Source organism: Nocardioides daejeonensis (genome assembly GCF_003194585.1).
Taxonomy (GTDB): Bacteria; Actinomycetota; Actinomycetes; order Propionibacteriales; family Nocardioidaceae; genus Nocardioides; species Nocardioides daejeonensis.
Map to the genome: position 1 here is coordinate 836,778 of NZ_QHKZ01000001.1, position 12,606 is coordinate 849,383.

The window sequence follows — 12,606 nt, forward strand, 5'->3', positions numbered from 1 at the left end:
ATGGCCCTATCCGAGCAGACCCGCGAACTGGTCGTTGCCCCGGGCTGCGGCCTCCCGCAGCGCCGCGTTCGAGGGACCGGCACGCAGCACCTCCCGCGAGGAGGAGGGCAGCACGTTGGCCGCGGCCGCGCCGAAGACACGACGCACGTCCTCGGGGGTGCCGCCCTGGGCCCCGACTCCGGGGGCAAGCAGGGGGCCGTTGATGGAGAAGCTCTCCCCCACGTCACCGACGGTCGCGCCGACCACCGCACCGAAGGAGCCGAGCGGCTCCGCTCCCTCGTTGAGCGCTGCCAGCGAGTCGAGCACGGTGCCGCCGACGGTGCGCCCGGTCGCAGTGGTGGCGTGCTGGAACTGCGGCCCCTCCGGATTCGAGGTCAGGGCCAGGACGAAGACACCGGCGCCGTGGGCCCGGGCCGTGTCGAGCATCGGCCGCACGGACTCGAAGCCCAGATAGGGGCTCACCGTGACCGCGTCGGAGAAGAGCGGAGAGGCGGGGTCGAGGTAGGCATCGGCGTAGGCCTGCGAGGTGGAGCCGATGTCGCCACGCTTCACATCCAGGAGCACCAGCGCCCCGGCGGACCGGGCGTCGGTGATCGTGCGCTCCAGCACCGCGATGCCCTGGCTGCCGAAGCGCTCGTAGAACGCGCTCTGGGGCTTCAGCACCGAGACCTCGCCCGCGAGCGCATCGACGACGGTCGCCGAGAAGCGCTCCAGGCCCGCCAGATCGTCGCCGAGGCCCCAGGACGCGAGGAGTGCGGCGTGCGGGTCGATGCCCACGCACAGCGGCCCACGCGAGCGGACCGCCGTGTGCAGGCGGCTACCGAAGCTGTTCATCGTCCATCCCTCAGGTCGGCCGCGACCCGCGCGGCAGTGGTGGGATCGGCGAGCAGGGCGCTGCCGATCTGGACGGCCGCGGCGCCCGCAGCCAGGAACGTCCGGGCCTCGGCCGCGGTGCGGATCCCGCCCGCGGCGACGACCGGGAGGTCGGGAAGCGCCGCGTGCACCTCGGCCACGGCGCGCAGCGCGGTGGACCGCACAGCGGGGCCGACGAGACTGGCGGGCCGTCCGTCCGGCAGCAGGGCAGGCACTCCTCCTCCGAGGACCACTGCCTCCGCGCCGGCTTCGACGACGAGCCTGCTCCTCGTCACCAGCCGGGACGGGTCGTGGCCGAGCTTCACGAGCAGCGCAACACCGGGAGGCAGCTGCGCGCGGGCCGCGCCGACGACGGCGGCCAGCAGTCGCGGCTCGCCCTCGGGCATGAGCCCGCCGTCGGCTTGGAGGTTGAGCTCGATCGCCCGCAGGCCCGGTGCGGCGGCGACCAGCCGCACGAGTTCCTGCCACTGGTCCGGCTCGGCAGCTGCGAGCGAGGCGACCGGCACCACGCCGTGGGCGACCAGCCACGGCAGCTCCAGGGCGAGGAACTGCTCCGGGCCGGGGTTCGGGAGGCCGGTGGCGTGCAGCACCCCCGACGGCGCTGCGACGACCCGGGGCGCGGGCGCACCGGAGCGTGCCGTCAACGTCAGCGAGCGGGAGACGAAGCCGCCGACCCCGGCAAGTCCGTCGAAGGCGGCCAGCTCGCGTCCGGTGCCGCCGCACCCCGCGGCGATCACCACCGGTGCGGCGAAGGGAAGGGTAGTCATCGGCCACCGCCCTTCTCTGTCAGGTCATGCCAGCGCACCCGGTCACCGCGGAAGACCGGCCCCTCGGCACAGCCGCGCACCGTGCGTCCGACCCCGTCCTCCCCCACGACCGGCACCGGACAGCCGTGGCACAGTCCCGTGCCGCACGGATGCTCACCGTCCAGCACCGCCTGGCTCCAGGCCCCCGCCGCCTCCGCGGCGATCGCCACCTCGTGCAGGGTCGAGGTCGGCGCTCCTGCGTAGACGACCGCAGCGCCGGTGCGCTCCACGGTCTCTCCCAGCACGCTCGCGATGCTGCCGTGCCGTCCCATCGACCCGTCGTCGGTGACGACGGTGGTCGAACGCACCGCACGTCGTACGTCGTGGCTCGGCAGCACCCGGCTCCCGTCAGCGCCGCCGAGCAGCAGGTGGACGGTGCACCCTCGCTCCGCCAGTCGATCGGCGAGTCCGAGAAGCGGAGCGGCATGCGCACCGGCGCCGGCCAGGAGACAGGTCACCGGCTCCTTGGGAAGCGCGAACGGCCGGCCCAGCGGACCGATCACCGGCCAGGCGTCGCCGACGGCCAAACGGTCGGCGAGGACGTCACCCGGGTCCATGACGAGCTCGAGCGTGCCGGGCCGGACTCCGGGACCGGCCGCCCGATGCACCTGCACCGAACGACGCAGCAGTCGCGTCGGGTCCGGGTCGGCGACGCTGAGGAACTGCCCCGGGCGGTGCCGGTCGGCGACCTCTCCGACCGACAGCGTCACCCCGGAGAAGGCGCCCACCCCACGCACGGCCAGCACCTCGGCCGTGGTCGAGAGCGGGCCGCCCGCCATCAGCTGCCCAACCCCGCCAGGATCCGGGTCGGCCAGAGCGGCCCCTCGTAGATGAAGCCGGTGTAGCCCTGCACCAGCACCGCACCGGCCGCCACGCGCGCGGCGGCATCCTCCGGGCTGGTGACGCCGCCGACGCCGACCAGGTCCACGCCCGCCCCGGCCCGCGCCCGCAGCCGGGCGAGCACCGCCAGGGAGCGATCCCGCAACGGCGCGCCGGAGAGGCCACCGGCTCCGGCCGCCTCGATGGCGGCGGGGCTGCTCCGCAGGCCCTCACGCGAGATCGTGGTGTTGGTAGCGATCATCCCGTCGAGCTCGATCGCAGTGGCGAGATCGGCGACCGCATCGATGTCGTCGTCGGCGAGGTCCGGTGCGATCTTGACCAGGAGCGGCACCCGTCGCGGGCTGACCTGGTCGGCGGTGCGGCGTACCGCCGTGAGGATCGGCTCGAGCTTCTCGACGGCCTGCAGGTTGCGCAGGCCGGGAGTGTTGGGCGAGCTGACGTTGACCACCAGGTAGTCGGCATGCGGCGCCAGGTGGCGGGCCGAGAACTCGTAGTCGGCCACCACCGCGGCGAGGTCGTCGTCCGGCACGACCTTGGTCTTGCCGATGTTGACGCCCAGCACCGGCCCGTTGCCGATGCCGTGCACGCGCAGCTTCGCCCGCTCCTCGAGGCGGCGGGCGACGACCTCGGCGCCGTCGTTGTTGAACCCCATCCGGTTGATGACGACGCGATCATCCGGAAGCCGGAAGAGCCGCGGCTTCGGGTTGCCCGGCTGCGGACGGCCGGTGACCGTGCCCACTTCGACGTGACCGAAGCCGAGCGCGCCGAGCGCGTCGATGCCTACGGCGTTCTTGTCGAAGCCGGCCGCCAGGCCGAGGCGGTTCGGGAAGGTCAGCCCGAAGGCGACGACCGGCTCCCGCGGGATCCTGCGTCCGGCCTCGCGGACCCCGGTGCCCAGCCGGCTGGCCAGCACCGGGCGGGCCGACCGGATGGCGCGAAACGCCACCTGGTGGGCCCGCTCGGCGTCGCTGCGGACGAGCACCTTGTCAAACAGCAGCCGATAGGGACTGCTCACCGGGAGGCTCCGTGGCCGAGCACCTCGGCCCAGTCCTGCAGGCTGCGCACGCCGATGGCGCCTTCGCGCACCGCCGCGATCCCCTGCACCGCCGCGGCCAGGCCCTGCACCGTGGTGATGCACGGCGTGCCGGTCAGCACCGCCGCGGAACGGATCTCGTAGCCGTCGACACGCGAGTCTCCGCCGCCGGTGGAGCCGTGCGGGGTGTTGACGATCAGGTCGATCTCACCGTCACGGATCATCTCCACCACGGTCTTCTCGCCATCGGGACCGGCCCCCTCGAAGTGCTTGCGCACCCGGCTCGCCTTGATGCCGTTGCGGGCCAGCACCTCGGCGGTGCCCTGCGTGGCGAGGATCTCGAACCCGTAGTCGGCAAGCACCCGAGCCGGGAAGATCATCGTCCGCTTGTCGCGGTTGGCGATCGAGATGAAGACCTTGCCCGTGGTGGGCAGTGGTCCGTACGCCGCTGCCTGGGACTTGCTGAACGCGGTGCCGAAGTCGGCGTCGAAGCCCATGACCTCACCGGTCGACTTCATCTCCGGACCGAGGACGGTGTCGACGAACTGCCCCTCCGCAGTGCGGAAGCGGTTGAACGGCAGCACGGCCTCCTTGACCGCGATCGGCGCGTCGGCCGGCAGCGTTCCGCCGTCGCCCTCGGCCGGCAGCGCGCCCGAGGCGCGCAGCTCGGCGATCGACTCCCCGAGCATGACCCGGGCCGCAGCCTTGGCCAGCTGGGTGCCGGTGGCCTTGGAGACGAACGGGACCGTGCGGGAGGCACGCGGATTGGCCTCGATCACGTAGAGCACGTCAGCACCCAGCGCGAACTGGATGTTGATGAGCCCGCGTACGCCGACCCCCCGCGCGATCGCCGTGGTGGCCTCCCGGATCCGGGAGATCTCGGCGTCGCCCAGGGTGATCGGCGGCAACGCGCACGACGAGTCGCCCGAGTGGATCCCGGCCTCCTCGATGTGCTCCATCACGCCGCCCAGGAAGAGCTCGGTGCCGTCGTAGAGCGCGTCGACGTCGATCTCGACGGCATCGTCGATGAACCGGTCGACCAGCACGGGCCGGTCGGGGCTGATCTCGGTGGCCGCCTCGATGTAGGCCGCCAGGGCCTCGTCGCTGTAGACGATCTGCATGCCGCGGCCGCCGAGGACGTAGGAGGGCCGCACCAGCACCGGGTAGCCGATGGTGTGCGCGATCTCCCTCGCTTCGTCGTACGACACCGCGGTGCCGTGCTTGGGGGCGACCAGCCCGGCCTCGGCGAGCACCCGGCCGAACGCCCCGCGCTCCTCGGCGAGGTCGATCGCCTCGGGGCTGGTTCCGACGATCGGCACGCCGGCGTCCTGCAGCCCCTGGGCCAACCCCAGCGGCGTCTGGCCTCCCAGCGTCGCGATGACACCGGCGATCGGGCCCGCTGCCTTCTCGGCCTCGTAGATCTCGAGCACGTCCTCCAGGGTCAGCGGCTCGAAGTAGAGCCGGTCGGAGGTGTCGTAGTCGGTGGAGACCGTCTCCGGGTTGCAGTTGACCATGATCGTCTCGTAGCCGGCCTCGGCCAGTGCGAGCGACGCGTGCACACAGGAGTAGTCGAACTCGATGCCCTGCCCGATCCGGTTGGGCCCGGAACCGAGGATGATCACGGCCTCCTTGCCCTCGGCTCGGGGACGCACCTCGGTCTCCTCGTCGTAGGAGGAGTAGTGGTACGGCGTCTGGGCGGCGAACTCGGCCGCGCAGGTGTCGACCGTCTTGTAGACGGGGCGCACGCCGGTCGCATGCCGGGCAGCACGCACCTCGGCCTCGGTGAGGCCGCGCATCTGCGCGATCTGCACGTCGGAGAAACCGTGCCGCTTGGCCAGCCGCAAGGTGGGCTCGTCGAGCGCCTCGGCAGCCGCAACCTCCTGCGCGATCTCGTAGATCAAGAACAGCTGGTCGACGAACCACGGGTCGATCTTCGTGGCGTCGTGCACCTGCTCGGGCGTGGCCCCCAGGCGGATCGCCTGCATGACCTTCTGCAGTCGCCCGTCGTGCGGCACGCTGATCTCGTCGAGCAACTGCGCGCGCATGTCGGCGGCCATCGAGTCCGGTGCGAATCCCCACACCGCGATCTCGCCGAAGTCGAACTGGGCGCCCTTCTGCTCCTGGCTGCGCAGTGCCTTGTTGAGCGCCTCGGTGAAGTTGCGGCCGATCGACATCGCTTCGCCGACCGACTTCATATGCGTGGTCAGGGTGGCGTCGGCGGTCGGGAACTTCTCGAAGGCGAAGCGCGGGACCTTCACCACGACGTAGTCGAGGGTCGGCTCGAACGCCGCCGGAGTCGAGCCGCCGTCGGCACGCACGGTGATGTCGTTGGGGATCTCGTCGAGCGTGTAGCCCACGGCAACCTTGGCCGCGATCTTGGCGATCGGGAAGCCGGTGGCCTTCGACGCGAGCGCACTCGACCGGGACACACGGGGGTTCATCTCGATCACGATGACCCGACCGTCGGCCGGATTGACGGCGTACTGGATGTTGCAGCCGCCGGTGTCGACACCCACCTCGCGGATGATGCCGATCGCGAGGTCCCTCAGGTGCTGGTACTCGCGGTCGGTCAGCGTCATCGAGGGTGCCACCGTGATGGAGTCGCCGGTGTGCACGCCCATCGGGTCGAAGTTCTCGATGGAGCAGATGATGACGACGTTGTCGGCCCGGTCGCGCATCACCTCCAGCTCGTACTCCTTCCAGCCGAGGATCGACTCCTCGATCAGCACCTCGGTGGTGGGGCTGGCGGAAAGGCCGGCACCGGCGATGCGGTGCATGTCGGCCTCGTTGTAGGCGATGCCCGAACCCAGGCCGCCCATCGTGAACGACGGACGCACCACGATGGGGAAGCCCAACTCCTCCGCCGCCTTCTGCACCTCGTCCATCGAGTGACAGACGAAGCTGCGCGCGACCTCGCCGCCGACCTTCTCGACGATCGCGTTGAAGAGCTCACGGTTCTCGCCACGGTGGATCGCCTCGAAGCTGGCGCCGATCATCTCGACGCCGTACTTCTCCAGCACGCCGTTCTCGTGCAGGGCGATCGCGGTGTTGAGTGCGGTCTGCCCACCCAGGGTCGGAAGGATCGCGTCGGGGCGCTCCTTGGCGATCACCTTCTCGACGAACTCCGGAGTGATCGGCTCCACATAGGTCGCGTCGGCGAACTCCGGGTCGGTCATGATCGTGGCCGGGTTGGAGTTGACGAGGATGACCCGCAGGCCCTCCTCCTTCAGCACGCGGCAGGCCTGGGTGCCGGAGTAGTCGAACTCGCAGGCCTGGCCGATCACGATCGGGCCGGACCCGATCACGAGCACGGACTTGAGGTCTTCACGCTTCGGCATCTCAGGCCTCCTCTCCGGTGGTCGAGCTTGTCGAGACCCCCATGAGCTCCACGAACCGATCGAAGAGGTACGCCGCGTCGTGGGGTCCGGCGGCGGCCTCCGGGTGGTACTGCACCGAGAAGCCCTTGAGGTTGCCGGCGTCGTCGCGCAACTCCAGGCCCTCGACCACGTCGTCGTTGAGGCAGACGTGGCTGACCGTGGCGACGCCGTACGGGGTGCGGGTCTCCTCGCCGATCGGCGCGTCCACCGCGAACCCGTGGTTGTGGGAGGTGATCTCGACCTTCCGCGTGGTCAGGTCCATCACCGGCTGGTTGATACCGCGGTGGCCGTACTTGAGCTTGTAGGTGTCGAAGCCCAGGGCCCGGCCGAAGAGCTGGTTGCCGAAGCAGATCCCGAAGTAGGGCAGGCCTCGCTCAAGCGCCTGCTTGAGCAGTTCCACCTGGCCCGTGGTCGCCGCCGGATCGCCGGGGCCGTTGGAGAAGAAGAGACCGTCGGGCTCAACGGCGAGGACGTCCTCGAGGGTGGCGGTCGAGGGCAGCACGTGCACCTCGACTCCGCGCTCGGCGAGGCGCTCGGGGGTCATCTCCTTGATGCCGAGGTCGAGTGCGGCGACGCGCAACGTGCGCTCGCCGACCGCCGGCACGATGTAGGGCTCCTTGGTGGAGACCTCGCCAGCGAGGTTGGCGCCGGCCATCTCCGCCGAGGCGCGGACGCGCTCGAGAAGTCTGGCCGGGTCTGTCTCGGTGGTGGAGATGCCCACGCGCATGGCACCGCGGTCACGCAGGTGCCGGGTGAGGGCGCGGGTGTCGATCTCGGAGATGCCGACGACGCCCTGGTCACGCAGCGCCTCGTCGAGCGGGCGCTGGGCGCGCCAGCTGCTCGAGACGCGTGCTGGGTCGCGGACGACATAGCCGGCGACCCAGATGCGCTTGGACTCCGGGTCCTCGTCGTTCATGCCCGTGTTGCCGACGTGCGGCGCGGTCATGACGACCACCTGGCGGTGGTAGGACGGGTCGGTCAACGTCTCCTGGTAGCCGGACATCCCGGTCGAGAAGACTGCTTCTCCGAAGGTCTCCCCTTCGGCTCCGTAGGCCCGGCCACGGAAGGACCGGCCATCTTCGAGCACGAGGAGTGCGGGCTTGCGGGTGGCATGCAGCGGCACGCCGAACCTCCTTCTCCGCCTCACAGGACGGTTCGTTAAAGGATGGGACGAGCAGTTGTGAACATTAGCAGCGCACCGACCCCGCTCGTACGCCGAGGGTCTGCGGTGGACACCGCTGCCGCCGGCTCTGTGGGCAGGCTCACCCGCGGCGGACACCCCGTCCGTCGCCATCTGCACATACCGTTGGTACGTACCGTTAGTACGCACGCCCCATCGCTTGTCAGGAGCCGCTCGTGCCCACCTCGTCCCGCCCGATCGCAGCCGTCGCTGCGACCCTCCTCACCGCTACTGCGCTCGCCACGGTGGTGAGCGACGTACCGGCGCAGGCGGAGCCGCGGGCGCGGGTCGTGAAGTCGTGCACCAGCTCGACCGGAGGTCTCGTCGTCCTCGACCGCGATGGCGTCGACTACTACCTGACCGGCGAGTGCAAGACCCTGCGGATCACGGCGGACGACGTCACGGTCGATGCCTGGTTCGTGGACACCCTCGAGGTGCTCGGCGACCGGAACACCGTCGTCGGCTCGATCCTCTACGAGAACCGGGTGAGCGGCGTCGGCAACACCTTGCGCGCCGGATCGATGCTCGACGTGCTGCTGGACGGCCGCGGACACACGGTGGAGGTCGACGGACAGCTGGAGCGGGCCCGCGTGCGCGCCCGCTCCTCGCACGTGGCGGCCGACCGGGTCCTCCAGGTCACGGTGCGCGGCAACCGGAACCGGGTGGAGAGCCGCCGGACCACGACGGCTCGGGTCCACGGCAACCGCAATCGACTCGTCCATCGCCGTCTCGCCAGCCTGCGCGTCGACGGTCGTGCCAACGTCGTCAAGGTGAGCAAGGGACGCACCAACGTCCAGGTCAGCGGACGTCGCAACGAGGTGCCGCGCAACCGCTGACCTGTGCTGCCTCAACCGTGGGTTCGCGCGCCCCGCAGGAAGGTGCCGACGACCGCGGCGCGCAGGGTGCGCCCGTGCCACGGATTGTTGCGCGACAGTGAGTGGGAGGCGTCCCGGTCCACGGTGACCTCTGCCTCGGGGTCGACCAGCGTCAGGTTCGCCGGCTCACCCACGGCAACCGGTCGCCCGTGCCCTGGGAGCCCGGCGATCCGAGCCGGGTTCGCCGACATGACACGGGCCACCTCCTCCCAGGAGAGCTCGGGCACCGCGGTACGCACCACGGCGAGGGCGGTCTCCAGACCGAGCATGCCGAAGGCCGCGTCCACGAACGCATGCTCCTTGTCGTGCCGGGCATGCGGCGCGTGGTCGGTCGCGACGGCGTCGATCGTGCCGTCGCGCAACGCCTCCCGCAGGGCGAGGGTGTCCTCCTCCGGACGCAGCGGTGGGTTGACCTTGAAGACCGGGTCGTAACCGGCCAGCAGGTCGGTGGTCAGCAGCAGGTGATGCGGTGTGACCTCGGCGGTCACCTGGATCCCCTGGCCGCGCGCCCAGCGGATCACCTCCACCGAGCCAGCGGTGGAGACGTGAGCGACATGCACCCGCGAGCCGGTGTGGCGGGCCAGCATCACGTCGCGCGCGACGATGACCTCCTCGGCCACCCCGGGCCAACCGGGAAGCCCGAGTCGCCCGGAGAGCTCGCCCTCGTGGCAACAGGCCTGTGCTCCGGCAAGGGTCGGCTCCTGGGCATGCTGGCTGACCACGCCGCCGAACGGCTTCACGTACTCCAGCGCGCGACGCATCACCCGAGCGTCGGCGACGCACCTGCCGTCGTCGGAGAAGACCCGGACCCCCGCGCGAGAGCGCGCCATGAGGCCGAGCTCGGCAAGCTCCTCCCCCGCGAGTCCGCGGGTCACCGCACCGACCGGCTGCACGTCGACGAGACCGGCCGCCCGACCCAGGTCGAAGACGCGCTCGGCGGCCTCGGCAGTGTCGGTCACCGGCGTTGTGTTCGCCATCGCGAGGACCGCGGTGAAGCCGCCGGCGGCAGCAGCGCGCGACCCGGTACGCACGGTCTCCGCGTCTTCTCGCCCGGGCTCCCGCAAGTGGGTGTGCAGGTCGACCAGGCCGGGGAGGACGACCAGCCCGTCGGCGTCGACCTCCTCGGCACCCGCCCCGGCCGCCACGGTGCCGATCTCAGCGATCACACCCTCGCGCAGCAGCAGGTCGGCACGCTCCCCCGTAGGCAGCGTGGCGGCACGGACGACGATCGGGGCGCTCATCAGGCGACTTCCTCTCCGGCAAGCAGGTGGTAGAGCACGGACATCCGGACCGCGACTCCCGAGGAGACCTGGTCCAGCACCTTGCTGGATGCGGCGTCGGCCGCCTCCGGGGCGATCTCCAGGCCGCGGTTCATCGGGCCGGGGTGGCAGATGGGAGTGTCGGGCTTCAGCAACGACAGGCGACCACGCGTCAGCCCGTAGCCGACCGTGTACTCGCGCGGTGTCGGGAAGAACCCGCCCTGCATCCGCTCGCGCTGCACCCGCAGCATCATCACTGCGTCGGCGCTGGGCAGCACCTCGTCGAGGTCCCAGCTCGCCGCGAACCCGGCCTCCTTCGACCAGGCGTCGATGCCGCTCGGCATCAGGGTCGGCGGAGCGACGACGGTCACCTCCGCCCCTAGCTTGCGCAGCAGCTTGACGTTGGAGCGGAAGACCCGGCTGTGGGTGAGGTCGCCGACGATCACCACGTGCCGGCCGGCGAGGTCGCCGAGCTGGCGCTGCAGGGTGTAGGCGTCGAGCAGCGCCTGGGTGGGGTGCTCGTGCATCCCGTCGCCGGCGTTGATCACCGCGACGTCGACCCAGTTGCTGATCTGCTCAGCCGCACCGCTCGCGGCGTGCCGTACGACGAGTGCGTCCACACCCATCGCGGTCACCGTGAGCACGGTGTCGCGCAGGCTCTCGCCCTTGCTCGCCGAGGAGCCCTTGGCCGAGATGTTGATCGTGTCGGCCGAGAGCCACTTGCCGGCGATCTCGAAGCTGGAGCGGGTGCGCGTCGAGTCCTCGAAGAAGAGGTTGATCACCGTGCGGCCCCGCAGCGCCGGGAGCTTCTTCACCGAACGGCGTTGCACGTCGTGCATCTCGGCGGCGGTACCGAAGAGGGTCTCGATGTCATCGACCGTGAGGTCGTCGATGCTCAGCAGATGCTTCATGCCTGCCCCTCCGCTCCGGCCGCGTCCGCGATCCGCACCTCGTCGTACCCGTCGCTCTCCACCAACCGGACCATCACCCGCTCGGTGCGCGCGCTGGGCAGGTTCTTGCCGACGTGGTCGGCGCGGATCGGCAGCTCACGATGGCCCCGGTCGACCAGGACAGCGAGCCGTACCACGCCTGGGCGGCCGTAGTCGGCGAGCGCGTCGAGCGCGGCACGGATCGTGCGGCCCGAGTAGAGCACGTCGTCCACGAGCACCACGGTCTTCCCGTCGACGCCGCTGCCGGGGATCTCGGTGCGCTGCGGGCCGCGGGCCGGGTGCTTGCGGAGATCGTCGCGATACAGCGTCACGTCGAGCGATCCCACCTCGGGGACCCGGCCTTCGACCTCGCCGATCCGCTCCGCGATCCGGCGCGCCAGCGGCACGCCGCGAGTCGGGAGGCCGAGGAGCAGGAGATCATCCGCTCCCCGGTTGCGCTCAAGGATCTCGTGGGAGATCCGCGTCAGTGCCCGGGCGATGTCCTGGGCGTCGAGGACCGCGCGACCGCGGTCGTCCTCAGGGCTGGGTGGCATACCTGCCGGCTCCTTCTCCGCCTCACAGGACGGCTCGTTAAAGGAAGTGGACCGCGCGCCAACTTATCAGCGCGCTGCCCGGCGGCGCACGGCGAGGGCCCGTCGCCCGGACGGAAAACTCCGGACCGGCGGGACGAACGGCACCGGCGTGCATCAGAATCTCGCCATGACTCTCGATCTGCGCGATGTGCCGGGTGTGCCCGAGTGCACCCTCCCCGCCGAGCTGGTGGCAGACCTCCCCGCGAACACCGCGCCTGCGCCGTGGTCGGTCGCCGCCCAGGCTGTGGTGTGGTGGGCCAAGGCGACGCCGGAGGCCAACGACGCTCTGCCGCCTGCACTACGAGCCCGCGGACGCGCGGCCGTCGTCATCGGCGGCCTGGTCCGGTACGCCGACACCCCGGTCGGGCGCTACGACGAGGTCTTCGGCGTCGTGGGTCTCCGCGTCGGCCGGCGCTTCGTCGGCACGATCCCGTTCATGTCGGTGGACTCCCCCACCAGCCTCGTCGGCGGTCGCGCCAACTGGGCGATCCCCAAGACGCTCTCCCGTTTCACCGGCGCGCCTACCGGGAGCTCCTTCGGCGCCGAGGGGGCCACCGACCGCTCCTGGTCGGTGCGGGCCGCACAGATCCGGACCTCCGGACCGCGGCTGCCGGTCTTCAGCCGGGCGCGAGTGATCCAGCAGTTCCCCGACGGCTCGCTGCGCGGTACCAGGCTCAAGGCGAGTGGCCGGATGCGCCTCGCCACGGTGGACGTCGAGGTGACCTCTGACGGGGTCCTCGGCTCCTGGCTCGTGCCCGGGACACACCGGGGCGCCGTGCTCGAGCGGACCCGCTTCACGCTGGGCGCTCCGCAACCGTTCTGAGCCGCTACCGACCCGAGG

11 protein-coding genes are annotated in these 12,606 nt (G+C 71.1%); 2 read left to right on the top strand and 9 right to left on the bottom strand.

Translation table 11 applies throughout. The features are described 5' to 3' along the window. Positions 1 to 6: 6 nt before the first annotated feature. The 6 genes from pyrF to carA are packed head-to-tail and all read right to left on the bottom strand — an operon-like array spanning position 7 to position 8,052. Positions 7 to 834, bottom strand: coding sequence for an orotidine-5'-phosphate decarboxylase (pyrF, locus tag DNK54_RS04040; RefSeq protein WP_110205622.1), 828 nt, complete (start codon positions 832 to 834; stop codon positions 7 to 9). After that, positions 831 to 1,640, bottom strand: coding sequence for a nitronate monooxygenase (locus DNK54_RS04045; RefSeq protein ID WP_110205623.1), 810 nt, complete (start codon positions 1,638 to 1,640; stop codon positions 831 to 833). Before DNK54_RS04045 ends, pyrF begins: the two co-directional genes overlap by 4 nt. Then, entirely contained in the window at positions 1,637 to 2,458 is an 822-nt protein-coding gene (locus tag DNK54_RS04050) for an iron-sulfur cluster-binding protein (protein ID WP_110205624.1), read from the bottom strand. Before DNK54_RS04050 ends, DNK54_RS04045 begins: the two co-directional genes overlap by 4 nt. After that, positions 2,458 to 3,534, bottom strand: coding sequence for a quinone-dependent dihydroorotate dehydrogenase (locus DNK54_RS04055; RefSeq protein ID WP_110205625.1), 1,077 nt, complete (start codon positions 3,532 to 3,534; stop codon positions 2,458 to 2,460). Before DNK54_RS04055 ends, DNK54_RS04050 begins: the two co-directional genes overlap by 1 nt. Beyond that, complete coding sequence (gene carB, locus DNK54_RS04060; protein WP_110205626.1) at positions 3,531 to 6,890, bottom strand: carbamoyl-phosphate synthase large subunit; 3,360 nt, start codon at positions 6,888 to 6,890, stop codon at positions 3,531 to 3,533. Before carB ends, DNK54_RS04055 begins: the two co-directional genes overlap by 4 nt. A gap of 1 nt (position 6,891) precedes the next feature. Then, positions 6,892 to 8,052 carry a glutamine-hydrolyzing carbamoyl-phosphate synthase small subunit gene (gene carA, locus DNK54_RS04065; RefSeq protein WP_110205627.1) on the bottom strand — a complete coding sequence of 387 codons (1,161 nt, stop codon included), beginning with the start codon at positions 8,050 to 8,052 and terminating at the stop codon, positions 6,892 to 6,894. Between the two features lie 233 nt (positions 8,053 to 8,285). Between carA and DNK54_RS04070 the strand changes: the two genes are divergently transcribed. After that, a complete protein-coding gene (locus DNK54_RS04070) occupies positions 8,286 to 8,945 on the top strand; it encodes a DUF3060 domain-containing protein (RefSeq protein ID WP_110205628.1) in 660 nt (219 codons plus the stop codon). 11 nt (positions 8,946 to 8,956) lie between these two features. Here DNK54_RS04070 and DNK54_RS04075 read toward each other — a convergent pair whose 3' ends face one another. The 3 genes from DNK54_RS04075 to pyrR are packed head-to-tail and all read right to left on the bottom strand — an operon-like array spanning position 8,957 to position 11,726. Then, positions 8,957 to 10,225: a dihydroorotase gene (locus DNK54_RS04075; RefSeq protein WP_110205629.1), complete on the bottom strand. Its 1,269-nt coding sequence runs from the start codon at positions 10,223 to 10,225 to the stop codon at positions 8,957 to 8,959. Continuing rightward, positions 10,225 to 11,154, bottom strand: a complete 930-nt coding sequence (locus DNK54_RS04080; protein ID WP_110205630.1) for an aspartate carbamoyltransferase catalytic subunit — start codon at positions 11,152 to 11,154, stop codon at positions 10,225 to 10,227. The genes DNK54_RS04075 and DNK54_RS04080 overlap by 1 nt, the downstream gene beginning before the upstream one ends. Then, complete coding sequence (gene pyrR, locus DNK54_RS04085) at positions 11,151 to 11,726, bottom strand: bifunctional pyr operon transcriptional regulator/uracil phosphoribosyltransferase PyrR (protein ID WP_110205631.1); 576 nt, start codon at positions 11,724 to 11,726, stop codon at positions 11,151 to 11,153. Before pyrR ends, DNK54_RS04080 begins: the two co-directional genes overlap by 4 nt. A 166-nt stretch (positions 11,727 to 11,892) precedes the next feature. Here pyrR and DNK54_RS04090 point away from each other — a divergent pair, with 166 nt between their 5' ends. Then, complete coding sequence (locus DNK54_RS04090; RefSeq protein ID WP_162602295.1) at positions 11,893 to 12,588, top strand: acetoacetate decarboxylase family protein; 696 nt, start codon at positions 11,893 to 11,895, stop codon at positions 12,586 to 12,588. The last annotated feature ends 18 nt before the right edge of the window (positions 12,589 to 12,606 follow it).